The sequence below is a fragment of the Steroidobacter denitrificans genome (genome assembly GCF_001579945.1).
Taxonomy (GTDB): Bacteria; Pseudomonadota; Gammaproteobacteria; order Steroidobacterales; family Steroidobacteraceae; genus Steroidobacter; species Steroidobacter denitrificans.
Window position 1 is genome coordinate 1,298,197 of record NZ_CP011971.1, and the last position, 22,887, is coordinate 1,321,083.

General features: G+C 62.8%; 24 protein-coding genes. 21 read left to right on the forward strand and 3 right to left on the reverse strand.

Going from position 1 to position 22,887, the window contains the following annotated elements; genetic code table 11:
- The first annotated feature begins 15 nt into the window (after nucleotides 1-15).
- From ACG33_RS05765 to ACG33_RS05805, 9 genes are all read left to right on the forward strand, one after another.
- Nucleotides 16-888, forward strand: a complete 873-nt coding sequence (locus ACG33_RS05765; protein WP_066919479.1) for a MinD/ParA family ATP-binding protein — start codon at nucleotides 16-18, stop codon at nucleotides 886-888.
- Nucleotides 885-1,634: an RNA polymerase sigma factor FliA gene (locus ACG33_RS05770; RefSeq protein WP_066919481.1), complete on the forward strand. Its 750-nt coding sequence runs from the start codon at nucleotides 885-887 to the stop codon at nucleotides 1,632-1,634. The genes ACG33_RS05765 and ACG33_RS05770 overlap by 4 nt, the downstream gene beginning before the upstream one ends.
- Before the next feature lie 106 nt (nucleotides 1,635-1,740).
- Nucleotides 1,741-2,115, forward strand: coding sequence for a chemotaxis response regulator CheY (cheY, locus tag ACG33_RS05775; protein WP_066919484.1), 375 nt, complete (start codon nucleotides 1,741-1,743; stop codon nucleotides 2,113-2,115).
- Nucleotides 2,116-2,251: 136 nt separating this feature from the next.
- Nucleotides 2,252-3,007, forward strand: coding sequence for a protein phosphatase CheZ (locus ACG33_RS05780; RefSeq protein ID WP_066919486.1), 756 nt, complete (start codon nucleotides 2,252-2,254; stop codon nucleotides 3,005-3,007).
- 6 nt (nucleotides 3,008-3,013) lie between these two features.
- Nucleotides 3,014-3,754: a flagellar motor protein gene (locus ACG33_RS05785; protein ID WP_066919488.1), complete on the forward strand. Its 741-nt coding sequence runs from the start codon at nucleotides 3,014-3,016 to the stop codon at nucleotides 3,752-3,754.
- 13 nt (nucleotides 3,755-3,767) lie between these two features.
- Nucleotides 3,768-4,832 carry a flagellar motor protein MotD gene (gene motD, locus ACG33_RS05790; protein WP_066919490.1) on the forward strand — a complete coding sequence of 355 codons (1,065 nt, stop codon included), beginning with the start codon at nucleotides 3,768-3,770 and terminating at the stop codon, nucleotides 4,830-4,832.
- 70 nt (nucleotides 4,833-4,902) lie between these two features.
- Nucleotides 4,903-5,028 carry a hypothetical protein gene (locus ACG33_RS16475; protein ID WP_210399188.1) on the forward strand — a complete coding sequence of 42 codons (126 nt, stop codon included), beginning with the start codon at nucleotides 4,903-4,905 and terminating at the stop codon, nucleotides 5,026-5,028.
- A 209-nt stretch (nucleotides 5,029-5,237) separates the two neighbouring features.
- Nucleotides 5,238-5,828 carry a hypothetical protein gene (locus tag ACG33_RS05800; RefSeq protein ID WP_066919493.1) on the forward strand — a complete coding sequence of 197 codons (591 nt, stop codon included), beginning with the start codon at nucleotides 5,238-5,240 and terminating at the stop codon, nucleotides 5,826-5,828.
- Nucleotides 5,829-5,979: 151 nt separating this feature from the next.
- Entirely contained in the window at nucleotides 5,980-6,501 is a 522-nt protein-coding gene (locus tag ACG33_RS05805; protein WP_066919495.1) for a DUF2802 domain-containing protein, read from the forward strand.
- Nucleotides 6,502-6,543: 42 nt separating this feature from the next.
- Here the strand turns inward: ACG33_RS05805 and ACG33_RS05810 are convergent, their stop codons facing one another.
- Together ACG33_RS05810 and fliK are read right to left on the reverse strand one after the other, a co-directional pair.
- On the reverse strand, nucleotides 6,544-6,816 hold the full coding sequence (locus ACG33_RS05810; protein WP_066919497.1) for an EscU/YscU/HrcU family type III secretion system export apparatus switch protein: 273 nt from the start codon (nucleotides 6,814-6,816) through the stop codon (nucleotides 6,544-6,546).
- The gene (gene fliK, locus ACG33_RS05815) at nucleotides 6,813-8,054 is read right to left on the reverse strand and encodes a flagellar hook-length control protein FliK (protein WP_066919499.1); all 1,242 of its coding nucleotides are present in this window, start codon (nucleotides 8,052-8,054) and stop codon (nucleotides 6,813-6,815) included. Before fliK ends, ACG33_RS05810 begins: the two co-directional genes overlap by 4 nt.
- Nucleotides 8,055-8,213: 159 nt before the next feature.
- Between fliK and ACG33_RS05820 the strand changes: the two genes are divergently transcribed.
- The 12 genes from ACG33_RS05820 (at nucleotide 8,214) to ACG33_RS05875 (ending at nucleotide 20,934) form a co-directional block, all read left to right on the forward strand.
- Nucleotides 8,214-8,639, forward strand: a complete 426-nt coding sequence (locus ACG33_RS05820) for an STAS domain-containing protein (protein WP_066919501.1) — start codon at nucleotides 8,214-8,216, stop codon at nucleotides 8,637-8,639.
- 10 nt (nucleotides 8,640-8,649) lie between these two features.
- Complete coding sequence (locus ACG33_RS05825; RefSeq protein ID WP_066919503.1) at nucleotides 8,650-9,012, forward strand: response regulator; 363 nt, start codon at nucleotides 8,650-8,652, stop codon at nucleotides 9,010-9,012.
- Between the two features lie 2 nt (nucleotides 9,013-9,014).
- Entirely contained in the window at nucleotides 9,015-11,213 is a 2,199-nt protein-coding gene (locus tag ACG33_RS05830) for a chemotaxis protein CheA (RefSeq protein WP_066919505.1), read from the forward strand.
- Nucleotides 11,214-11,270: 57 nt separating this feature from the next.
- Complete coding sequence (locus ACG33_RS16940) at nucleotides 11,271-12,995, forward strand: methyl-accepting chemotaxis protein (RefSeq protein WP_066919507.1); 1,725 nt, start codon at nucleotides 11,271-11,273, stop codon at nucleotides 12,993-12,995.
- Nucleotides 12,996-13,016: 21 nt separating this feature from the next.
- Nucleotides 13,017-13,511 (forward strand): chemotaxis protein CheW, encoded by a 495-nt coding sequence (locus tag ACG33_RS05840; RefSeq protein WP_066919509.1) that lies wholly within the window; start codon nucleotides 13,017-13,019, stop codon nucleotides 13,509-13,511.
- A 7-nt stretch (nucleotides 13,512-13,518) separates the two neighbouring features.
- Nucleotides 13,519-14,424: a CheR family methyltransferase gene (locus ACG33_RS05845; protein ID WP_210399189.1), complete on the forward strand. Its 906-nt coding sequence runs from the start codon at nucleotides 13,519-13,521 to the stop codon at nucleotides 14,422-14,424.
- A complete protein-coding gene (locus ACG33_RS05850; RefSeq protein ID WP_066919511.1) occupies nucleotides 14,417-15,043 on the forward strand; it encodes a chemotaxis protein CheD in 627 nt (208 codons plus the stop codon). The genes ACG33_RS05845 and ACG33_RS05850 overlap by 8 nt, the downstream gene beginning before the upstream one ends.
- A 12-nt stretch (nucleotides 15,044-15,055) precedes the next feature.
- Nucleotides 15,056-16,165: a protein-glutamate methylesterase/protein-glutamine glutaminase gene (locus ACG33_RS05855; RefSeq protein ID WP_066919513.1), complete on the forward strand. Its 1,110-nt coding sequence runs from the start codon at nucleotides 15,056-15,058 to the stop codon at nucleotides 16,163-16,165.
- A 65-nt stretch (nucleotides 16,166-16,230) separates the two neighbouring features.
- Nucleotides 16,231-17,121, forward strand: a complete 891-nt coding sequence (locus tag ACG33_RS05860; protein ID WP_066919515.1) for an HDOD domain-containing protein — start codon at nucleotides 16,231-16,233, stop codon at nucleotides 17,119-17,121.
- A 142-nt stretch (nucleotides 17,122-17,263) separates the two neighbouring features.
- On the forward strand, nucleotides 17,264-19,870 hold the full coding sequence (gene leuS / locus ACG33_RS05865) for a leucine--tRNA ligase (protein ID WP_066919517.1): 2,607 nt from the start codon (nucleotides 17,264-17,266) through the stop codon (nucleotides 19,868-19,870).
- 124 nt (nucleotides 19,871-19,994) lie between these two features.
- On the forward strand, nucleotides 19,995-20,543 hold the full coding sequence (locus ACG33_RS05870) for an LPS-assembly lipoprotein LptE (protein ID WP_168160029.1): 549 nt from the start codon (nucleotides 19,995-19,997) through the stop codon (nucleotides 20,541-20,543).
- A 103-nt stretch (nucleotides 20,544-20,646) separates the two neighbouring features.
- Complete coding sequence (locus ACG33_RS05875; RefSeq protein ID WP_168160030.1) at nucleotides 20,647-20,934, forward strand: DMT family transporter; 288 nt, start codon at nucleotides 20,647-20,649, stop codon at nucleotides 20,932-20,934.
- A 222-nt stretch (nucleotides 20,935-21,156) separates the two neighbouring features.
- Here ACG33_RS05875 and ACG33_RS05880 read toward each other — a convergent pair whose 3' ends face one another.
- Nucleotides 21,157-22,863, reverse strand: coding sequence for an IS1634 family transposase (locus tag ACG33_RS05880; RefSeq protein WP_066918020.1), 1,707 nt, complete (start codon nucleotides 22,861-22,863; stop codon nucleotides 21,157-21,159).
- Nucleotides 22,864-22,887: the final 24 nt, after the last annotated feature.

The following is a 22,887-nucleotide window of genomic DNA, read 5'->3' on the forward strand; positions in this document are numbered from 1 at the left end:
GACAAGGTGGAATGGATGAAAAGTATGCAGACATCAGGACTGCGTCGCGCCGCCAGCTCCGGGCCGGTGCAGGTCATTGCCGTGACCGGCGGCAAGGGGGGCGTCGGCAAGACCAGCGTGGCGGTGAACCTGGCGACCACGCTGGCGTCACTGGGGCGCCGCGCCATGCTGCTCGACGGTGATCTGGGACTGGCGAACGTCGATGTGTTTCTGGGCCTGTCGCCGCGCTACACCATGGCCCATGTGCTCAACGGCGAACGTACGCTGGAGGAAATCATCCTGGAGGCACCTCATGGCTTGCAGATCGTGCCGGGTGCTTCAGGCGTGGCCGATCTCGCCAACCTTTCCGCCGTCGGCCACCTGGGGGTGGTGCAGGCCTTCAGCGCCTTGAGCACGCGGGTCGATACCTTGATCGTGGATACCTCCGCGGGCATTTCCCACAGCGTCATGCAATTTTCGCAGGCTGCCCAGCATGTGCTGCTGGTGGTCTGCGACGAGCCGGCCTCGATGACCGATGCCTACGCGCTCGCCAAGGTGCTCAGCCGCAATCATGGCGTGAGCAAATTCCATGTGCTGGCCAACATGGCGCGCTCGCCGGGGGAGGGGGTGGCGCTGTTCGACAAGCTGCAGCGGGTGACCAGTCGCTTCCTGGATATCACCTTGGAATACATCGGGGAGATCCCGGACGACCCCTATCTGCGGCGCTCGATCCGTGAACAACGTCCGGTTGTCGTCGCCTTCCCGGCCTGTCCGGCAGCGCGCGCATTCAAGAAATTGGCGCTCAAGGCCGATAAATGGCCTGTACCGGATTGTCCTCGTGGAAACCTGGAATTTTTCGTGGAACGGCTGGTGCAGCGCCCGGCGCCTCGGCTCGAGGTCGTGCGATGAGCGGGCTGCGCGCCTATCAGGCGCATCCCGCGCAAGGTGCCAATTCCGAGGCATTGGTGCTGCGCCATGCGGAACTGGTGAAGCGTATCGCCTACCACCTTGCGGGCCGATTGCCGGCTTCGGTGGAAGTCTCGGATCTGATCCAGGCGGGCATGATCGGCCTGCTGGAGGCGTCGGCCAACTATGCCTCGGATCGCGGCGCGAGTTTCGAGACATATGCCGGCATACGCATACGCGGGGCGATGCTCGATGCGCTGCGCAAGCTCGACTGGGCGCCGCGTTCGGTGCATCGCAAGGCCCGGGCCGCCGCCGCGGCGATACAGGAGTTCGAGGCGGAATTCGGCCGCGAGGCGCGCGATATCGAGGTGGCCGGGCGCATGGGTGTACCGGTAGAGGAGTATCACCGAATTGCGCGCGATGCGGCCAGCTGCCGCGTCGCGAGTCTGGACGAGGTCAGCGGCGATGAGGACTCGCTGCTGGGCAGGGTGGAGGATGAGCGTGCGGATCCCTTCCGGGATGCGAGCGAGCAAGGATTTCGCCAGGCGCTGGCCGAGGCAGTCGGTCAGTTGCCGGAACGAGAGCGGCTGGTGATGTCGATGTACTACGACGATGAACTGAATCTCAAGGAAATCGGCTTGGTGCTGAACGTAACGGAGTCGCGCGTCTGCCAGTTGCATGGCCAGGCGCTGCTGCGCCTGAAGGCACGTCTCGCGGATTGGCGGGATCGGGATCCGGCGCGTCCGTGACGGATGCTTCCGGCCGTGCGAAAGGTTCGGCCGGACGCTTTAGCGGACTTTGGACAGCATGCGGGGACAGCGTGCACGGTAGTGGAGAGCATTCGTGAGCAAAGATATGAAGTTTCTGGTGGTCGACGATTTCTCGACCATGCGCCGCATCATCAAGAATCTGCTGAACGACCTTGGCTATGCGAACGTTGCGGAAGCCGACGACGGACAGACGGCGCTGCCGATGCTGAAGTCCGGCCAGTTCGACTTCCTGGTCACCGATTGGAACATGCCGGGCATGCCTGGCCTGGACCTGCTCAAGGCGGTTCGCGCCGATCCGCAACTCGCCAAGCTTCCGGTGCTGATGCTGACGGCCGAGGCCAAGCGGGAGCAGATCATCGAAGCGGCGCAGGCGGGCGTGAACGGCTATGTCATCAAGCCGTTCACGGCAGTCACGCTCAAGGAGAAGATCGACAAGATCCTTGAACAGCGTGCGGCATGAATCATTCGGCGCAACGGCAACTACGGCGCCAGACGGTGCGGCTGCGAGTGCGATCCGCGGCAGCATCGCCTGCACAGGCCTCCGCGACTGCGGAAACTGCAACGGATGCGGCTGACAAGGCGCAGCGGGGAGCTACATGAATCCAACCACCAACCCGGCTATCGCCGCTCTGCGCGAGGAATACGGCGCCGGCGTCGCCGCGCTCACCGGTGCCCTGGAGGCGGGCGATGAGCTGCAGTTCCTGATGGAGCTGGATGCGCTCGTGCAGCGCCGTGAACGTATGCTGTTCGATGAACTGCGCAAGCTGACCGGCGGCCTGCAGTCGGCCCTGGACACCTTTCGTGTCGACTCGCGGCTGATGGATCTGGCGCAGAAGGAGGTTCCGGATGCACATCATCGTCTGGATCATGTCCTCAAGTTGACGGAGGAGGCGGCTCATCGAACCATGGATCTGGTCGAACGCTCCGGACCGCTGGCCGAACGCACCGTGCGCGAGGCAACACAGATCGTCGAATCATGGAAACGCTTTCGTGCGCGCAACATCGCCGTGGATGAATTTCGCAGCCTGACCCTGCGCATGGATGAATTCCTGGAGACAACCCGAACCGATATCGAACTGGTGCGCAGCAACTTGTCCGAAGTATTGCTGGCGCAGGGATATCAGGATCTCACCGGACAGATCATCCGTGGCGTCATGAAGCTGGTGCGCGAACTGGAAGTGGCCTTGGGGAATCTGGTGCAGCTGTCCGGTACCCACACGACCCAACCCGCAGCGGTGCTGTCCGATGAGACACGCCGCGGCTTCGGACCGGCGATCCCGGGTATCGACCGCGGTCCGGCGGTCAGTGGGCAGCAGGACGTGGATGCGCTGTTGTCGGGATTGGGGATGTAGTCATCCATGGATGTCCTGAGTCTCATCGGCCTATTGCTCGCCGCCACCGCAATCCTGGGCGGCGCGATACTCAAGGGAGCCGGTGTCAAGGCACTGCTGTCGTCGGCAGCGTTCATGATCGTGATCGTCGGTACGGTGGCGGCGATTTGCGTGCAGACGCCGTTGCCTGTCATGAAGCGCGCCCTGCGGCTGCTGCCCTGGTTGTTTCGGCCGCCGACCATCGGGCGTCATGTACTGGTGCAAAAAATGGTGGAGTGGAGCAATACCGCGCGCAAGCAAGGCTTGCTTGGCTTGGAGCCGATGATCGAGCAGGAGCACGACGAGTTCGTACGCAAGGGTTTGCAGCTCGTGGTGGACGGCAGCGAACCGGACGTGATCCGCAACGTTCTCGAGGTCGATCTCAACGTGCGCGAGCAGGCCGATACGCGAGCGGCAAAGGTATTCGAGGGCATGGGCATATATTCGCCGACCCTGGGCATCATCGGCGCGGTGATGGGTCTGATGGCGGTGATGCAGAATCTGGCCGATCCATCCAAGCTCGGTCACGGGATCGCGGCGGCATTCATCGCGACCATCTACGGTATCGGCATGGCGAACCTGTTTTTTCTGCCGGCGGCCAACAAGCTCAAGGTTGCGATCCAGGCTCAGAGCGAAGCGCGCGAGATGGTCATCGAAGGGATGATTTCGATCGCTCAGGGCGAAAATCCTCGCAGCATCGAATCGAAGCTGCAGGGCTATCTGCACTAACCCGGATGCAGCATTGGCCCGCCGCCATAAACACGAGGAACATGTCAACCATGAGGCATGGGCGATCCCTTACGGGGATCTGATCACCCTGCTGCTGGCGTTCTTCGTCGTCATGTATGCCATGTCCTCGGTGAACGAGGGCAAGTATCGCATCCTTTCCGATTCCCTGGTCGCCGCCTTTCGCGGCTCCCCGCGTACCTTCGCACCGGTACAGGCCGGTGAAAAGCAGGTGGGATCGGGCGCGGATATCCGCATGAGCATCGTACAGCAGGCAATGCTGGAGGGACAGCCGCGCCAGATGCTGGAACCGATGCCGAGGCTGGCGGGAGAGGCGGAACGCCAGGACGCCGGCAATGTAGCCGATAAGAGTTATGCGGCCGAGGCGCTGCACAGCAAAGCAGCCATGCAGGAGCTGGAAACGGTGGCGCAGGAAGTCGAACGCGCCATGGCGGATATGATCCGGGAGAAACTCATCATCGTGCGCCGGCATGGCCTGTGGGTGGAAGTGGAGATCAATACCGACGTGCTGTTTCCGAGCGGCGTCGCGACCTTGTCAGATCATGCGAAAGAAGTATTGCAGCAGCTGGCCGCCGTGCTGAATCCCTATCCCAATCCGATACGGGTGGAGGGTCATACGGATGATCGGCCGATCAGGACGCAGGCGTTTCCTTCGAATTGGGAGCTTTCGGCCGCGCGCGCCGCCGGTGTCGTACATTTGTTCATGCGCCAGGGCATCGATCCGGCTCGTCTCGCCGTGATCGGGCTCGGCGAACACCGCCCGGCGCAATCCAACGATACCGCCGAAGGGCGCAACGCCAATCGGCGGGTGCTGCTGGTCATCCTGAGCGGTGGCAGTCTGCCGGAAGGACAATATGCGCAGCAGCGAGGGCAGCAGCGAGGGAACGATGAAGACCCGACCGATGCGGCGCGGGAACCTGCCGATGCTTCCAATACAGCCGATGCTTCCAATACAGCATCTCCCGCGCCGGAGGAGATGATCTCCGCTCCGCAAGAGGCGGCAGGCGATATGTCGGAGAATGCGGCGTCGGGGCTGCCGCGCGCCAGCGGATCACGGTGAGGCGAAGCCGCAGCCAAAGCCTGCGGAAAATCCGTACGCTCAGTACCATACCATAGAGAAAGACGATACTTTGTCCAAGCTCGCGAAGCAGTATTATGGCGATGCCGGACCGTATCCGCAGATCTTGACGGCCAACCGCAATATCCTGAGCGATCCGAACAAGATCTTTCCGGAACAGAAGCCGCTGATTCCTTGAGGCGAGATCGTCCGGCCGGTGCAGGATGTTCGGTCTGGAATGTCCTGACGCGCGGTGATTCCGGTGTCCATGGAGGATGTGGGGTTACGGCCGGTCTGGTTCGTCATCCGACGTCGTACCGGGCGTTGGATTCCGGAGCGGGCGGCTTTGCCGGCTCGAATCGAGTAGTGAAGCCATTACGAATCAAGAATCAATGTAAGGAGCCTTCGATGAAAAAGTCACTGTTCTGGTCCGTATTGGCGCTGGCGCTGATCGTCACCGGCTGCGCCGGCCAGAAGGAACCTGCCACGCAGGCGGTCGCGCAAATCGAAACGTCCCTGAGTTCGCTGCGCGCCGATGCCGAGCAATACGCATCCGAGGAACTTCAGCAGGCGGACCATGCGCTGGCTTCGCTCAAGGAGTCGCTGGCCAACAAGGATTACAAGGCCGTGGTTGCGGCAGCAACGTCCGTTTCCGCTCAGGTTTCCGCCTTGCAACAAACGATCGATACCAGGCGCGACGAAATGGAAGCCGCCATCAGCGCAGCGAAAGAGCAATGGACCGCCCTGAGCGCCGATGTGCCTAATATGCTGTCCGCCATCCAAACCCGTATCGGCACGCTGAGCAAGATGCGCACTCTGCCCAGAAATGTGAGCAGCGCGAATTTCCAGAACGCGAAGGACGGCCTGGAATTCATCAAGAACTCGTGGGCGGAGGCGACGGCGGACTTCGATGCCGGCAATGCCCTGGATGCCGTCAGCAAGGCACAGGCCGCCAAGGACAAGGGTACCGAGGTCCTGTCGCTGCCGGGTATGAGTTGATCTGAATTATCCCGGAATAGGTGCCAGGCACCTATTCCGGGATTAGCGGGGTTTGGCACGCATCCTGCTAGTGGTCTCTTGGGCCGGATTGCTCGCGTCGGGATTCTGACGCCGGCATCCACGGTGCATGACCGACCTCAGGGGAGCTGCGATGTTCGAAATTCTGCCGAATCCGTCGCTGGAAACGATGGCGCTGGCCGCCCGCGCCATCCTGCTGGCGGGTGCTTTCTGGGTGTTCGCCCTGGCGTTTGCGCGCTGGCGACGGGCCGACGAGCGCCAGACACGCGCGTTGCAAGATCGATTCGAACAGGCGTTTTCCGAATTACGCAGCCTGCACGAGACGGTCAGCGTCATGAATGCGCGCATCGAGGCCTTGGGCGAGCGCACCGAGTCGCAGGTCCGGCTGGCGCCAGCCACGATCACCTCGGCGCAGCGCGGCTATGATCTTGCGGCACGGTTGGTCCGCAACGGCGCCACGGCCGAGGAACTCGTCGCCAGCTGCGGAATCACCCGGCATGAGGCGGAACTGCTGGCGCGCCTGCATGCCGCCAAGACGCGGGAATCCCTCGCGTCCGATGCGGAAATGGGGCACATGAATGCGAAGATGTCCGGTCCAGCCAGCGCCGCTGCGGCCAGCCGCAAGCGCGGTTCCTTGTTGAGCGTGGTCAGCTAGTGACGACAGGCCTAACCAATCCTACCCATCGGTCGGCGAGAGTCAGCCGACGTCGCGTTTCCCGGTGACATTCCAGGCGAACGCCAATACCTGGGCGACGGCGACATAGAGTTCGCGCGGAATCTCGTTGCCCAATTCGACACGCGACAATGCGCAGGCCAGTGCGCTGTCCTGTTGCAAGGGCACGTCATGCTCGCGTGCCGTGTCGATGATACGTTGCGCCAGCGCGCCGCCGCCCTTGGCCACCACGCGCGGCGCGCCGCAGCGGTTGTAGTGCAATGCGACGGCAAGCGGTGGGCGGGGACGCTCATTCATGCCTTCACATCCAGTAACCGCACGGTACGTGTGCGAGGATCGCCGGCGGGCAGGCCGTGCAGACACATGATCCTGTCGATATCCAGTCCGGCCTCTCGCAGTGCAGCTTCGAGTTCGCCCGCACGTGCGGACAACGCTTCCACGACGGCCGGCGATTCGGCTCGCAGCTGCACGCCGATACGCCGGCCGTCAAGCGTCACCTTGGCATGCAATCCACCCGCCGTGCCCAGATCCAGCGCGGCCTCGACACTCCAGCTCTGCGCGGCGCATTCATCCGGTGAATCCTCGTTCGGTCTGCCGGATCGCTCGCCCAATGTGCCGGGGCCTTCGTGAGCCGGACACGCCGGTGCGCCGTCGTGCTCGATGCGCAGGCGCAGCACATAGGCTCGTTCCTCGTGCCGCACGGGAAGTTCGATCAGGATGGGCTGTGTCGGCGTACCCGCGGCGTAGTTGGCGATCTGGGTCGTCATCAGGCGCGCCAGAGCGCCCTCGGCATGCCGCGCCAGTTCGTTGAGCTGCGGCGCAGGCGTATCGAGCAAGGCAAGACTGGCAGGAGCGGCAGGCAAGGGAGTCAGGGGGCCTCCCGAGGCCGGCAGCGGGAAATGCGTCCCAGTGCCGGGACCGGCAGCCGATGCACGCGCGCCTTGCAACTGCAGTGTACGCACCAGCGACAGCAGCAGTGCCTTCAGGTCCGAGCGCAGCGCCGCGTTTGCGCCGGCGGCCAGGTGCGCCTCCAGGAATACGCCTGAGCGGACCAGGGCGTCGCGCAGCGCTGCGGGATCGCCGAGCTTGGCCGTCTCCGGCAGCGCCTGCCACAAGCCGGTTGCCGCCAGCGTCACTTCCCGCGGCAGGCCTTGAGTGCCGCCCTTGCCCTGTGCGAGCCATGCCAGGTTCGCCAGCAGCAGCGCCGGGCTTTCCTGGCGCGGTACATATTTGCGCAATGCATCCGTCATGAAGTCGGCTTCGCTCGAGGCGGAAGATGAGAGCGTCTCCAGTGCAAGCACCGGGCTATTGCGCAGTACACGCAGCTGCAGGGTTTCGCCGTGACGAGGGCCGGTCATATCGCCGGAGGCGATGCGTGCCGGATGACGCTGTGCACCGATGTCCAGCCACAGCTGCTGCTGGGTGGAATCGCGCACGGCAACGGCCTGGACGATGGCGCCGACGCGCCATTCCGACAGCAGGCTGGGACTGGAGCCGGCTCCCATCCCGCGAAAATTCAACAGCTCGACACGCATGATCGAAAGTTGCAGGCGCCATAGCGTGAACTACTTCACTCTATTAACGGCAGATGTCCCTGGAGCTTGAGGATGCTAAAGACACCCGGCGAGGTGCCGATACGATAAAGCGAACTTGATCAATCGCGTCAGTCAGCTTGCCGTTGCCAACCACTCATCATGAAGACGACGAAAAGAAAGAACCGTTCCACTGCGCCGGCTCGCGTCAAGGACGCGGCACACGCGCCGGGGACGGCCGCGTCGGGCGCGCATGTCGTGCTGGCCGGCCATTGCTGCGTAAAAGACGCGGCCGCCTTGAAACAATCCTTGTGCGACTTCGTCGCCGAACCCGCTCTCGTCATGCTCGATGCACATGCCGTGGAACGGATCGATACGGCCGCCATACAGCTGTTGTGCGCCTTTGCACGCGAACGTGCCGGGCAGGGCTACCCGATCGCTTGGTCAGGCGACACGGCGATCGTGCGCGAGGCGGCCGCCGTACTCGGCGTCGAGCCCTTGCTATCGTTACCGCCGATGGACGCTGCGATGACGGTTTCGGCATCCAAGGAATCGGCTCAACAGCCAGCCATGAACAGTCAGCCATGAGAGCTTCGCTATGACGCACATCCTTGCCGTTGATGATTCGCCGTCGATGCGCGACATGGTGCGCATCGCGCTGACTGATGCGGGTTTCGATCTGACTCAGGCGGCCAGCGGTCAGGAGGCGCTCGAACTGGCGCGGCAGACATCGTTCGATCTGGTGCTGTCCGACGTCAATATGCCTGAGATGAACGGCATCGAGCTGATCCGGGCGCTGCGCGCCGAATCATCCTACCGGCATACACCCATCCTGATGCTCACGACCGAGAGTTCGGTGGAGCGCAAGCGAGAGGGCAAGGAGGCAGGCGCCACCGGATGGATCGTCAAGCCCTTCGACCCGGCGCAACTGGTTGCGACGATGCACCGCGTGCTGAGGTAGTCATGGCGATCGATCTTGCGCAATTTCACGATGCGTTCTTCGATGAAAGTTTCGAAGCACTCGACCAGATGGAGTCGGCGCTGCTCAAGCTCAACCCGGGTGCGCCGGATCCCGAGCTGATCAACACGATCTTTCGCGTCGCGCATTCGATCAAGGGCGGCAGCGCGACGTTCGGTTTTTCCGAAGTCGCCTCGTTTACCCATACCTGCGAAACGCTTCTGGACGAGCTTCGCGGCAATCGCATGCAGGTAACGCGCCCGATCACGGACCTGCTGTTGAAATCGGTCGACGTCATGCGTGAGATGCTTCGCGCGGTACAGCACAAGGAACCGATCGACGCACAGCGGGTCGCGGACTTGCAGTTCGACCTCGAATTGACGATCGCCCAGAAGGATAACGCGCCCGCGGCAAGCCCGACCCCGACCCCAACCCCGGCCGCGGCCGCCTCACAACCGGAGTCGCTGTCGGCGCCGGTCGCTCAGGCTCTGCCGGAATCCTTGATGGCGCGGCGCTGGCGCATCCAGTTCAAGCCCTATCCGCAGCTGTTCGCGCACGGCAACGATCCCCTGCGCATGCTGCGTGAGTTGGCGGAAATCGGCGATCTGACGGTGACGGCCCGAAGCGAAGACCTGCCGCCGCTGACCGAACTCGAGCCTGAGTCCTGCTATCTGTCGTGGGATCTCACGCTCGACACCGAGGTGACGCGGGAAGTCATCGCCCAGGTGTTTGATTGGGCCGAGGGCGACTGTGAATTGCATATCGAACAGGATTCGGCGTCCAGTGATGGCCTGAGCGCCGGCGATTCCGGCATCGACGCGGTCCGGCCGCTCGCGTCCCCGGCGGCATCCGCCGAACCCACGAGCGCTCCGGCTGGAAACTCGCCGTCGGCCGGCGCCCCAACGGGCGCAGCGGCCTCCGGGAATGTCGTCAGCCTGGTCGGCGAGGCCCGCCCGGCGGTCGAGCCCGCACGTGGGACGAGTACGCCCGCGGAAGGCACCGAAGGCGCCAAAAGCGGACTCGGCGATGCAAGTTCCATTCGTGTGAGCACGGACAAGATCGACGAGCTCATGAATATCGTCGGGGAACTCGTCATTACCCAATCCATGCTCACTCAATTAGGCGCGACGATTCCCGGCCATGTGGCCGAGCAGCTGCGCTCGGGACTGGCGCAACTCGAAAGAAACGTCCGTGAGTTGCAGGAAAGCGTCATGCGTGTTCGGATGCTGCCGATCAGTTTCGTGTTCAGCCGCTTCCCGCGCATGGTCCGTGACGTCAGCCAGCGCCTGGGCAAGCAAGTCGCCCTGAAAATGACCGGTGATCAGACTGAACTCGACAAGACGATACTGGAGAAGATCGGCGATCCGCTCGTGCACCTGGTGCGCAACAGCGTCGATCATGGTATCGAACAGCCCGAGGTGCGGCTGGCGGCGGGCAAGCCGGCCCATGGCACGGTTTATCTGGAGGCTTACCACAAGGGCGGCAACATCACGGTCGAGGTCAGCGACGACGGCGGCGGCCTGGACAAGGAAAAGATTCTCGCGAAGGCGCGTGCACGCGGTATCGTCGGAGCGAATGAGGTGCTCAGCGACGAGGCCATTCACGATCTGATTTTCGGCGCCGGATTCTCCACGGCCGAGCAGACGACCGACATCTCCGGGCGCGGCGTCGGCATGGACGTGGTGCGCAGAAACATCAAGGAATTGGGTGGGACGATCGAGGTTCGCTCCACGCCCGGCGCCGGCTCGCGCTTCATCATCACGCTGCCCCTTACGCTGGCGATCGTCGACGGCCAGTCGGTGGCGGTGGGCACGGAGACCTACATCGTGCCCTTGATCACGATCATCGAGTCGCTGCAGCTCAAGCCCGGCATGGTCAATCGCGTGGCGGGCCAGGGCGAAGTGTTCTGGTTTCGCGATGCCTACGTGCCGGTCATGCGCCTGCACGAGGTGTTCGGCGTCCAGCCCCGCACCACCCAACTTCATGAAGGCTTGATCATGGTCGTGGAAGGCGAAGGGCGCAAGGTAGGTTTGTTTGTCGACGATCTGCTCGGACAGCAGCAGGTAGTCATCAAATCGCTGGAAAGCAATTTCCGTCGTGTGGATGGGGTGTCCGGCGCGACCATCCTGGGAGATGGCGCGGTGGCGCTGATCCTGGATGTTTCCGGCCTGGTACGTGTGGCCATGCAGCGCGTGGCCGCTTGAGTTTCAGTTTGACTCGTCTTCGAAAATATATATTCGAACCAACGTTGAGGAATCGGCATGAGTATTTTCAATATCAGCGTCAAGGCGAAACTTTTTTCGACGCTGGCCATGACCGGCGTGGTCATGATCGTGGTCGGCATGCTGGGGCTTTCGGGCACCTATCGCAGTAATGCCGATCTCGACGGCATTTTCTCCAACCGCTTCATGCCCACCGGCTGGGTAGGCACGATCGAAGCATACGAACGGGAAGTGCTGGAGATGGCGGAGGATGTGATCATCCGCCAGGATGCGCCTGCGGTCAGGGCGGCGAGCGGCCTGCTGCGTGAGCGCGAGGCGGCCGTGAAGGAGTTGTTGCAAAAATTACGCGCCACCGATCTGACCGACAAGGAACGCGACATCGTCGATCAGTTCAGCCGCCAGGGGGGCGATGTCATCACATTCGTCCAGGAGGCGCTGGCGGCTGCCGAGTCTGGCGTATTCCAGAAGGCCGAAACCACCCTGATCGAAAAGGCGCGCCCGACCTATGTGCAGTTGAGCGCCACCGGCGATCAACTGCTGAAGACCCAGATCGAGGTCGCGCAGGGCATGCGGGCGACGGCGGAATCGAGCTTCAAGCGCATGAGCGCGATCATCATCGCGGCAATCATCCTGAGTATCACGCTGGGTGCCTTTGTGGGCTTCCTGCTGGTTCGCTCCATCAGCCAGGCACTCGCTGCCGCGGTGCATATCGCCGACCGCATCGCCGGTGGCGATCTCGGGAATGAAGTCAGCGCGGCCGGCAATGACGAATTGGGGCGCCTGCTGGATTCCCTCAAGCGCATGGACGGCAAGCTGGTCGAGATCGTCGGCGGTGTGCGCAGCAGCGCCGACGCGGTCGGCGCCGCGGCGCGCCAGCTCTCGCACGGCAACGACGACCTGTCACAGCGTACCCAGGAGCAGGCGGCGGCCCTGGAGGAAACCGCTTCCAGCATGGAGGAAATGACCGCTACAGTGAAACAGAACGCCGACAATGCCCGCCAGGCCAACCAGCTGGCGGTGGGTGCGCGCGAACAGGCGGAAAAGGGCGGCGCCGTCGTTCATCGCGCCATCGGCGCAATGGGCGAGATCAACGAGTCCAGCCGCAAGATTGCCGATATCATCGGTGTCATCGACGAAATCGCCTTCCAGACGAATCTGCTGGCGTTGAACGCCGCGGTCGAGGCGGCTCGCGCCGGCGAGCAAGGACGCGGCTTCGCGGTCGTCGCCACGGAAGTGCGTAATCTGGCGCAGCGCAGTGCAAGCGCCGCCAAGGAGATCAAGGAGCTGATCAACGATTCGGTCGACAAGGTCAAGGTCGGCTCGGAACTCGTGGATGAATCCGGCAAGACCCTGGCGGAAATCATGGAAAGCGTCAAGAAGGTGACCGATATCGTCGCCGAGATCGCCGCGGCCAGCGAGGAGCAGTCCGCGGGCATCGAGCAGGTCAACAATGCCGTCAGTCAGATGGACAATGTCACTCAGCAGAACGCCGCGCTGGTCGAGGAGGCGTCCGCCGCCAGCAAGGCCATGGAGCAGCAATCCAACACTCTGGTGGCGCAGATCGGCTATTTCCGCAGTGGCGCAGCGACGGCGGCTCAGTCGTCCGTGGAGAGCGCGCTTCCGCACAGCGCCGCTGCCGCGTTTACGCCGAGGCGGCCTGCCGTCAACGTCGGTGCGCGCGCCCGTGCGGCGCACGACGCTGTGTCCCGCCCGGCACCGCTGGCCCGCGCCAGCGGCGATGACAGCAGCTGGAGCGAATTCTAGGAATTCAGTGGAGTCCATTTCATGAGTCAACACACGGGCCCCCAGTCGACCGTCTCGAACCAGATGCTCACCTTCACGCTGGGAGAGGAGACCTACGGAGTCGACATCCTGCGCGTTCAGGAGATTCGCGGCTGGTCGCCGGTGACGCGCATTCCTCAGGCGCCCGCGCACGTACTGGGCGTGCTGAATCTGCGCGGCTCGATCGTTCCGATCGTGGATCTGCGCATGCGCTTCAATTTGGAACATGCCGAATACACGCCGCTGACCGTCATTATCGTATTGTCGGTGGAGTCGGCGGTGGGCCGTCGGGATTTCGGCCTGGTCGTCGATGGAGTGTCCGATGTGGTGGATGTGGCCGGCGACGATATCAAGCCCGCCCCCGAGTTCGGTGAACAGGTGAGCACCGAATTCATCGAAGGCATTGCGGCGATTTCCGGGCGCATGGTCATGTTGCTGGATATCGATCGCCTCATCGGCGGGGAAGTCGCCGAGGCTGTAGCCCTGTCAGCGGCCTGACGTTGTCGTGACATCGATTGTGGACCGCTGCGCCACCACGCTGGATGACGCCGTCGATCCTCATCCGATCGTGCACGGTCCCGTGCTTGGCGACGCCGAGTTCGAGTTCATCCGGCATGTCATCGGCGAGAACGCGGGCATCGTGCTGGGCCCGAACAAGCGGCAGCTGGTGCAGGGCCGGCTCGGGCGGCGGCTGCGCGAGCTGGGGCTGTCATCCTATGCAGCCTATTGCGACCATGTGCGGGAATCCGGCCCCGAAGAGCTGGTCAGGCTGATCAACGCCCTGACCACGAATGTCACGGCGTTCTTCCGGGAGAATCATCATTTCGAGGCGCTTGCCTCCTACATGCTTCCCGAAGCCATGCAGCGCAATGCTGCGAGCCGGCGGATCCGCCTGTGGTCGGCCGGCTGCTCGACCGGAGAGGAGCCGTATTGCCTGGCCATGACTGCCATCGAGGCGATAGGTTCTTCGGCCCGCTGGGATCTGAAGATCCTGGCGACGGATATCGACAGCAACGTAGTGGCCTCGGCTCAAGGTGGGATTTACCCGGTGGAGCGCCTGGAGGCGGTTCCGCAGGGACGCCTGAGCCGGTTTTTTCACAAGGGCCGTAACGAGCAGACGGGCCGCGCGATGCTCAAGCGGGAGGTGCGTGACAGGGTGACCTTTCGTACGCTCAACCTGCTGCACAACTGGCCTATGCGCGGGCCTTTCGACGTGATCTTTTGCCGCAATGTCATGATCTATTTCGATCAGCCGACGCGTGAGCGGCTGGTGCGCCGATTCGCAGAATTGCTGGTGCCGGGCGGCTATCTGTGCATCGGGCATTCCGAATCCATCCATCACGGCACGGCGCCGCTTCGTCTGGTCGGCAAGACAATCTATCGTAGAAATACAGGCGATTCCCATGATTGAAGCCAGATCATCGCATCCGTCCCCCGGCTTCGAATCCATCCGCCGCTATCGCAACGCGGCTGGACAGCAGATCGTCAAGCTGCTGCCGGGCGATTACTACGTCACCCGTCAGGACGAAATCCTCGATACCGTGCTGGGTTCGTGCGTGTCCGCCTGCATTCGCAATCCGCGCCTGGGAATCGGCGGAATGAATCATTTCATGCTGCCGCGCCCCAGCGGTTCCGGCAACGATACCTGGGATAATGTCGCCGGCCGCGCGACCCGCTACGGCAGCGCCTCGATGGAGCAGTTGATCAACCGTATCCTGAGCGTCGGTGGCAGGCGTGCCGACCTGGAAGTGAAAATCTTCGGCGGCGGGCGAGTGTTGTCCAGCCTCACGGATGTCGGCACCCACAACGTCGCCTTCGTCAGGGATTATCTATGCCAGGAGGGCCTGCGAGTGACGTCCGAGGATGTCGGCTCAACCTCGCCTCGCCATGTGCAGTACTTTCCGCTCAGCGGCCGTGCGCGGGTACGTCATCTGAATTCACGCCATGGCGTAGGCGTCGCTTCCAAGGAGCAGCGCTATCTGCATGGCCTGGAGAAAGCGCCGGTGGCCGGCGAGATCGATCTGTTCTAGGAATGTCCAGCCATGACCATCAAAGTGCTCATCGTCGATGATTCTGCGCTGGTACGGAAGATTCTCAGCGAGATTTTCGGCAAGGATCGGGAGATTCAGGTCGTCGGTACCGCGGTCGACCCGTATGCCGCGCGCGAGCGCATCAAGCAGCTGAATCCCGATGTGATCACCCTGGACGTGGAAATGCCGCGCATGGACGGTATCACCTTCCTGGAGAATCTGATGCGCCTGCGGCCCATGCCGGTGGTGATGGTGTCTTCCCTGACCCAGCGGGGCGCGGAGGTGACCTTGCGGGCGCTGGAACTGGGCGCCGTCGACTTCGTCGCCAAGCCGCGCATAGATATCGCCGGCAGCCTGGCGGACTATGCCGACGAACTCATCGAAAAAGTGAAAGCGGCAGCGCGCGCGCGCGTCCGCGCTCCCGCCGCGGCCCCGCCGGCGGCGGGTCTCCAGCAACCGGGAATCGGCGTCGAAGCAGGCCTCGGAGCATCCGCGGCGGCGTGTTCCGTGCTGCGCACCACCGATCGCATCGTGGCCGTGGGTGCGTCCACCGGCGGTACGGAGGCGATCCGCGAGCTGCTCGCTGCGCTGCCGGCGGATGCCGCTGCAATGGTGATTTCTCAGCATATCCCCGCGGCATTCAGCAGGCCTTTTGCTGAGCGCATGAACCGCTGTTCGGCCATGTCGGTGTGCGAAGCGCAGAATGGCCAATACATTCTGCCCGGTCACGTCTATATTGCCCCTGGCGATCGGCATTTGCTGGTGGAACGCGATGGCGCGCGCTATCGCTGCTTCCTCAGCGGGGCGGAACCTGTGAACCGGCATCGACCCAGCGTCGATGTATTGTTTCGTTCGCTCGCCCGGAATGTCGGCCCGAACGCCACCGGCGTGATACTGACCGGCATGGGCGATGACGGTGCGCGAGGCTTGAAGGAGATGCTGGAGGCCGGGGCTTGCACGATCGCCCAGGACGAAGCCAGCAGCGTCGTATGGGGCATGCCCGGTGCAGCTGTTCGCCTGGGTGCCGCCCAGCAGGTGTTGCCGCTGCAGCAGATCGCCGCGGAGCTGCTCAGAAAGCATACGACTCATCAGGCGATGCAACTGGCCCGTACAGCTACTTGAAGGATGCGGCCGGCGGATCTGCCATGGAGGCATTCGACCTTGGAAATCAGACTGGATCACGACTCATGAGCACGACCTATCCGATCGAAACCGAAGTCCCGACCGTGCCGGCCGGCAGTTCGGCCGCCTTTGCCTTCGTCACTGAACTTGCGCAGGAGGTCTCCAGCGGCAGGGTGGAGTTGCCGTCGTTCCCGGAGGTGGCCGTGCGTGTACGCAAGGTGCTCGCCGACGAACACGTAAGCAATGAGCAACTCGCTCGTGTCGTAAGTTCGGATGCCGGGCTTGCAGCGCGTGTTTTCACCTTGGCGAATTCCGCCGCCTTGAATAGAAGCGGCCGCGCGATCTCGGAGCTCAAGACCGCGATCAATCGCATCGGCCACAACAACGTGCGTACTGCCGCGGTGTCCTTTGCGATCTTGCAACTGCGCCGCGCAAACGAATTGCAGCATATCGCCAAGGAGCTTGAATCGCTGTGGCAGGAGGCTACCTTGGTGGCCGCGCTGGCCCACGCGATCGCCTCACGCACCGATATGAATGTCGATGAATCGATGCTGGCAGGCCTGTTGCACAACGTCGGCAAGCTCTACATCCTGGCCCGGACCCATCGCCATCCCGGGCTGGCGGGAGATGCCGAGCTGCTTGCGCAGGTCATGCGCGATTGGCATGCGAATGTCGGCAAGGCGATCGTGGAGAACTGGGGATTTCCCGAGCATATCGCCGAGGCGGTCGGCGAGCACGAAAGCGTGGAGCGCTCGGTCCTGCAGCCGGATGTCACGGATGTGCTCAGCGTCGCGGTGATGATGTCGGCATTCATCGATCAGGAAGCCGACCTGGAGCTGAACATGCAAGGCGTCAGCGCCTTCTGGCGCCTGGGCCTGGATAACGACAAGTGCGTACACATCATGCGCGACGGTGCCGAGGAAATCAGCGCCCTGCGGGCCGCGCTGGGCGACTAGCGCGGCAGGGCGGCGTCGGGACGGCATCGAGCCGCTCCGGGACTGTTCCGGGCCGCTCCGGCCAAATTAGAGATGTCCCCTGGTTCCGGGGGGCGGCTGCCGCTATCCTTGTCCGCTTCCCATTGAGCCGCGATCGACCTCCATGCAAGAACGCTACGACCCTGCCGCCGTCGAGGCGCAGGCCCAGGCCTTTTGGGCTTCCCGGCGCGCCTTCAGCGTCGGCGAGGATACTACCCGGCCCAAGTTTTATTCATTGTGCATGTTCCCCTATCCCAGCGGGCGTCTGCACATGGGGCATGTACGCAACTATACGATCGGCGACGTGATCACCCGCTTCATGCGGATGCAGGGCTGCAATGTTCTGCAGCCCATGGGTTGGGATGCCTTCGGTTTGCCTGCCGAGAATGCCGCCATCGCCAACGGGGTGCCGCCGGCGCAGTGGACCTACGACAACATTGCCTACATGAAGCGTCAACTGCAGTCGCTGGGGTTCGCGCTGGACTGGGAACGCGAACTGGCCACCTGCCAACCGGCCTATTATCGCTGGAACCAGTGGATGTTTCTGCGCATGCTGGAAAAAGGCATCGCCTACAAGAAGACCGGAATCGTCAACTGGGATCCGGTCGATCAGACCGTATTGGCCAACGAACAGGTCATCGACGGCCGCGGCTGGCGCACGGGAGCGCCGGTCGAGAAGCGCGAAATTCCGATGTATTACCTGCGCATCACCCAGTATGCGCAGGATCTGCTGGAGGCGCTCGATGAGCTGCCGGGCTGGCCGGAGCGCGTGCGGGCCATGCAGGCGAATTGGATCGGGCGCAGCGAGGGGGTGCGCATCGGGTTTCCCTATGAATTGAACGGCGAGCGCAAGCGGCTGAACGTCTTTACAACGCGTGCCGATACCATCATGGGCGTAACGTTCTGTGCCGTCGCGGCCGAACATCCGCTGGCCAGCCACGCGGCACAAAACGACCCTGCCGTTGCGGCCTTCGTCGCGGAGTGCAAGCGCGGCACTGCCATGGAAGCCGACCTTGCGCTCACGGAAAAGAAAGGCGTTGCGACCGGATTGTATGTGACGCATCCGCTGTCCGGTGAAACGATCCCGGTGTGGGTCGGCAACTATGTGCTGATGACATACGGCGAAGGCGCGGTCATGGGCGTGCCGGGACATGATGAGCGTGATTTCGAGTTCGCCCACACGCATGGCCTGCCCATCAAGCCGGTCATTCGTCATGCGAAGGGAGATGAAGTGCCCTACCCGTGGCAGCCGGAATACGGCGCCTACGGCACATGCATCAATTCCGGGCGTTTCGACGGCATGAACCACGAGCAGGCGGTCGAGGCGGTTGCCGCGGAGCTGAAGGCCCGCGACCTGGGTGACCGGCAGGTGCAGTGGCGCTTGCGCGACTGGGGTATTTCCCGGCAGCGCTACTGGGGCTGTCCGATTCCCTTGATCCACTGCCCCTCATGCGGGGACGTACCGGTGCCGGATGAGGATTTACCGGTAGTGCTGCCGGAGGGGCTGACGCCCGATGGCAGCGGCAATCCCCTGGCGAAAACGCCGTCGTTCCATGAATGCCGTTGCCCGAAGTGCCAGGGACCTGCCCGCCGGGAAACGGACACCATGGATACATTCGTGGATTCCTCCTGGTACTTCGCCCGTTTCGCCTGTCCCGACAGCGACGCCGCCATGCTTGACGAGCGCGCCGATTACTGGATGCCGGTCGACCAGTACATCGGCGGTATCGAGCATGCCATTCTGCATCTGCTGTATTCGCGATTCTGGACGCGCGTCATGCGCGACCTGGGCCTGCTGAACGTCAAGGAACCCTTCGAGAAACTGCTCACCCAGGGCATGGTGCTCAACGACATCTATTCGCGCCAGGGCAAGGATGGGCGGATCCAGTATTTCAACCCGGCCGACGTCAAGATCGAGTTCGACGCGAAGGGGGCGAGAGTCGGTGCGCATTCGACGGCGGATGGCCTGCCGGTCAAGTGGGAAGGCATGCGGACCATGTCGAAGTCCAAGAACAACGGCGTGGATCCGACCGCATTGGTGGAGCGCTACGGCGCCGACAGCGTACGGCTGTTCATGATGTTCAAGTCTCCACCGGAGGATACGCTGGAATGGTCCGACGACGGCGTCGAGGGTGCGGCGCGGTTCATGCGCCGGCTATGGAGAATGGTGTACGAGCATCTTGCCGCCGCACCGCAGCCCAGCGCCGCGCTGGATCCGGATTCGCTCGATGAAACCCAGCGGGAGGTGCGTTGCGCCGCGCATGCAACCCTGGCGAAGGTGACCGACGACATGGGGCGCCGCCGTGTGTTCAACACCGCCATTGCCGCCGTGATGGAATTCATGAACATCCTGGCGAAGTTCGATGATGCCAGCCCACAGGGGTGCGCGGTCAGGCGTGAGGCACTCGAACTGCTGGTGCAGATGCTTTCGCCCATCATCCCGCATGTCTGTCATGGGCTGTGGCAGGCGCTGGGGCATGAGGACGGCCTGATCGATCGCGCCTGGCCCATGCCCGACCCCCGGGCATTGCTCAAGGACAGCATCGAGATCGTGGTGCAGGTCAACGGCAAGTTGCGTGGACGGGTCATCGTACCGGTCGACGCGGACGAGGCGCTGGTCCGCGCGGCGGCGCTGGCGGATCCGGGTGTGAGCAAATGGGTCGAAGGCAAGACGGTGCGCAAGGTCATCGTCGTCAAGGGCAAACTGGCCAATGTGGTCGTCCAGGGCTGATCCTGGCATGCCTCGCCGCCGGCCGTGCGCCAGGATGGTCGAGCCAAGACATGGATCGAGAAAATCCGGAGCGAACGTATCGACCGGATTCGTACGGGATATGCGGCATGACGAAAAGGTAAAGATGATGTTGTCTGGCTGGTTGCGCGGCGGTTCTGGCGTGCTTCACGAGGGTATCCGGCGCTTTGTCATCGTATTGCTGGGCTGTTGGCTGATCGTTCCGAGCGGCTGCGGTTGGCAGCTGCAGGGAACCGCCCGATTGCCGGAGCGGATGGCGATCACCTATGTGGACACCGAAGATCGCTATACCGATTTCAGCCGCGCTCTGCGTGATGCTCTGCGCGCTTCCGGGGCGCGTCTGACCGAGGAGCGTCGCGATGCCACGGCGGTCATTCGTATCCTAAACGACGACAGCGACCAGCGAGTGTTGTCGGTTTCCGCGCGCAACACGCCGGAGGAATATGAGGTCTATTATGCGATCGAGTATTCGGTGGTTGCTCAAGGCGCGGAGGGCAGCGAGGAACTGATCGAAGCACAGAAGCTCGAATTGACGCGCGATTACAGCTACAGCACGGCGACGATGCTGGCGAATCAGCGGGAACAGAGCATTCTGCGCGAGGCGTTGGCCAGGGATCTGGCTGCACTGGTGGTCAGGAGGCTGGCTGCGCTTTGAATCCCGCGGGAGGTGCGGAACCTGTTCGCGCGCCGGCCCGGCGTCCAGGCATTCGGCCGCTGTCCGGCGGCATTTCGCCGGTTCGACATTCATGACCCGCTGCATGCTCGAGCACCGCCGAGCCGTTATCCTGCTGCTGATCACGATGCTGATCTGGGGCAGTACCTTTGCCGTCACCAAGGAAGTCGGCGAGCGCCTGCCGCCGCTTACCCTTGCGTTCCTGCGCGTCACCATCGCCTTTCTGAGCTTGCTGCCCCTGGCATGGACGCGCCGGCGCAAGCTGGCCGCGGAATCGGTTACGGCCGTCCGCATGCCCTGGGGCACGATCGCCGCGATGGCCTTGGCCGGCGTGGCGCTGTACTACGGATTGTTTAATCTGAAGTTCTTGTGAAGAAAGAGTAAATTTATTCGCAGGCTCAGATACTTAACCTGAAGTTCTTGTGAAGAAAGAGTAAATTTATTCGCAGGCTCAGATACTTAACCTGAAGTTCTTGTGAAGAAAGAGTAAATTTATTCGCAGGCTCAGATACTTAACCTGAAGTTCTTGTGAAGAAAGAGTAAATTTATTCGCAGGCTCAGATACTTAACCTGAGCCTGGGGTGCTCGCGCCTGGCTACACGGTGATCTTCTGCAACAACTCCAGTGCGCGCTGTTGTTTCGAGTTCGCGGTGGTCACCGCGGCGAACGTGGATGTCGACTCGCCGGGCAGCGCGGCGCGGCAGGTATTTCGCACGATCGTGGACAACTCCGCCAGGAGCGTTGAGAAGCTGTGGGCGGGCGTTGCGTCGGGAAGCCGACCCGTCAGGGCTTTGCGTTTCGCGGCCTCAGAGCGCTTCGCCGGCGCCACCGGATCGCGCGTGGCTTTGGCGGCCTGGTCTTCGTCCGCAAACAGCAGCTCGCGCCAGGCTTCGCGCATGTGCCATTCGATGTAGTAGGCCAGTACGCACAGCAGGATATGTGCGCGTACTCGCTCGGCGAGCCGATGATGGATCGGCCGGATGCGCAGATCCACGCTCTTCAGCGTTCGGAACGCGCGCTCTACTTGAGCCAACGATTTGTATTGGCGCACGCATTCGGCCGCGTCCATGATCTGGGCCGGGACGCTGGTGCGGATGACATAGAGCCCATCGAGGCGGGCTTCGGTTTCGATACCGTCGGTCTTGCGCTCGAAGCCGAAGAGATCCTCGCGGATATCGAGTGCGAAGTGCTTGGCCATCTTGTATTGATTGACTATGCGGCCAACCCGCACACCGATGTTATCTTGGCCTCGCAAGCGCCCCTTGGCCACGGACGCGCGGATCTTCTCGAGCTGCTTTTCGGTGGCGCACAACAGCTCTTCGCGCTTGTGTGCGCGCAGTTGCGCGAGCGCCGGGTTACGGCAGGCAACCAGGCGTTCACCGGGATAATCGGGGTGCTCAAGCTCGAACAGATTGCGCTCGTCGAACAGATCCAACTGCACATGTCCCTGGTTCACCAGCGTGCGGATGGAGGTGCTCTTGAGCGCGGTGATCCAGCGTACGCCTTGTTCATTCGTCAACGTATGGATGGCTTTCTGGGAGATCATGCCGCGATCACCCACCATCACCAGCTGCTCGACCCCAAACTCCTGCTTCAGCCGCGCGATTTCCGGCATCAGCGTTTGCGGGTCTGAGGTGTTGCCCTCGTAGACCGATACAGCGACCGGACAGCCCCGGCGGTCGGTGAGCAAGCCGTAGTTGACCTGCAGCATCCCCCGCTTACCGTCGCGGCTGTAGCCGAGTTTCGCCAGCGGGCAGGTGGTTCCCTCGAAATAGCTCGACGACAGGTCGTAGAGCACTACGCTGTCGGGACCCAGATGCCGCTGGGCCAGCTTTTTCTGGATCGCGCCCTGGCGCTCGAGCAGCCAGTCCATGGCGGCGTAGAGTTCCGTCTCGCTCGCATCCGCCACGCCGAAGTCCTGCGCGAGGGTGGTGGTGTGCCACCAGCGGGTGGTGGCGAGCTTGGTGCGCGGGCAGAGCACCCGGGCGGCCAGCATGGCCAGCACCAGATCGCGTTCGCGTGAGGGCTTCGTGCCCAGCAGTGAACTCAGGCGCAGCTTGGTCATGGCCAGGCGCACCGCCTCGACGTGGCCGTGTGCCTGCGATCCCACGACGTTGAACAGCGTCTGGAGTGGGTACAGGGGCTCACCCTTGAGAATCGCGCGCAAGGCATGGATCTGCTCATCGGTGAGGCTGGACAAGTTCGCGATCGTGCGCTTCCTGACCGTGTTTCCCTCGCGGAACGTCTCGCGCAGCAGGTAGGCGGGGCGGGACTTACGGTTGGGTACAACATCGATATGCATGCGCGTATTCTACGCTAAATTGGC

Bases quoted from the DNA above. Each gene is read 5' to 3' on its own strand.
- ACG33_RS05765 (WP_066919479.1), top strand. From the start codon at position 16: ATGAAAAGTATGCAGACATCAGGACTGCGTCGCGCCGCCAGCTCCGGG.
- ACG33_RS05770 (WP_066919481.1), top strand. From the start codon at position 885: ATGAGCGGGCTGCGCGCCTATCAGGCGCATCCCGCGCAAGGTGCCAAT.
- cheY (WP_066919484.1), top strand. From the start codon at position 1,741: ATGAAGTTTCTGGTGGTCGACGATTTCTCGACCATGCGCCGCATCATC.
- ACG33_RS05780 (WP_066919486.1), top strand. From the start codon at position 2,252: ATGAATCCAACCACCAACCCGGCTATCGCCGCTCTGCGCGAGGAATAC.
- ACG33_RS05785 (WP_066919488.1), top strand. From the start codon at position 3,014: ATGGATGTCCTGAGTCTCATCGGCCTATTGCTCGCCGCCACCGCAATC.
- ACG33_RS05800 (WP_066919493.1), top strand. From the start codon at position 5,238: ATGAAAAAGTCACTGTTCTGGTCCGTATTGGCGCTGGCGCTGATCGTC.
- ACG33_RS05805 (WP_066919495.1), top strand. From the start codon at position 5,980: ATGTTCGAAATTCTGCCGAATCCGTCGCTGGAAACGATGGCGCTGGCC.
- ACG33_RS05810 (WP_066919497.1), bottom strand. From the start codon at position 6,816: ATGAATGAGCGTCCCCGCCCACCGCTTGCCGTCGCATTGCACTACAAC.
- fliK (WP_066919499.1), bottom strand. From the start codon at position 8,054: ATGCGTGTCGAGCTGTTGAATTTTCGCGGGATGGGAGCCGGCTCCAGT.
- ACG33_RS05820 (WP_066919501.1), top strand. From the start codon at position 8,214: ATGAAGACGACGAAAAGAAAGAACCGTTCCACTGCGCCGGCTCGCGTC.
- ACG33_RS05825 (WP_066919503.1), top strand. From the start codon at position 8,650: ATGACGCACATCCTTGCCGTTGATGATTCGCCGTCGATGCGCGACATG.
- ACG33_RS05830 (WP_066919505.1), top strand. From the start codon at position 9,015: ATGGCGATCGATCTTGCGCAATTTCACGATGCGTTCTTCGATGAAAGT.
- ACG33_RS16940 (WP_066919507.1), top strand. From the start codon at position 11,271: ATGAGTATTTTCAATATCAGCGTCAAGGCGAAACTTTTTTCGACGCTG.
- ACG33_RS05840 (WP_066919509.1), top strand. From the start codon at position 13,017: ATGAGTCAACACACGGGCCCCCAGTCGACCGTCTCGAACCAGATGCTC.
- ACG33_RS05850 (WP_066919511.1), top strand. From the start codon at position 14,417: ATGATTGAAGCCAGATCATCGCATCCGTCCCCCGGCTTCGAATCCATC.
- ACG33_RS05855 (WP_066919513.1), top strand. From the start codon at position 15,056: ATGACCATCAAAGTGCTCATCGTCGATGATTCTGCGCTGGTACGGAAG.
- ACG33_RS05860 (WP_066919515.1), top strand. From the start codon at position 16,231: ATGAGCACGACCTATCCGATCGAAACCGAAGTCCCGACCGTGCCGGCC.
- leuS (WP_066919517.1), top strand. From the start codon at position 17,264: ATGCAAGAACGCTACGACCCTGCCGCCGTCGAGGCGCAGGCCCAGGCC.
- ACG33_RS05870 (WP_168160029.1), top strand. From the start codon at position 19,995: ATGATGTTGTCTGGCTGGTTGCGCGGCGGTTCTGGCGTGCTTCACGAG.
- ACG33_RS05875 (WP_168160030.1), top strand. From the start codon at position 20,647: ATGCTCGAGCACCGCCGAGCCGTTATCCTGCTGCTGATCACGATGCTG.
- ACG33_RS05880 (WP_066918020.1), bottom strand. From the start codon at position 22,863: ATGCATATCGATGTTGTACCCAACCGTAAGTCCCGCCCCGCCTACCTG.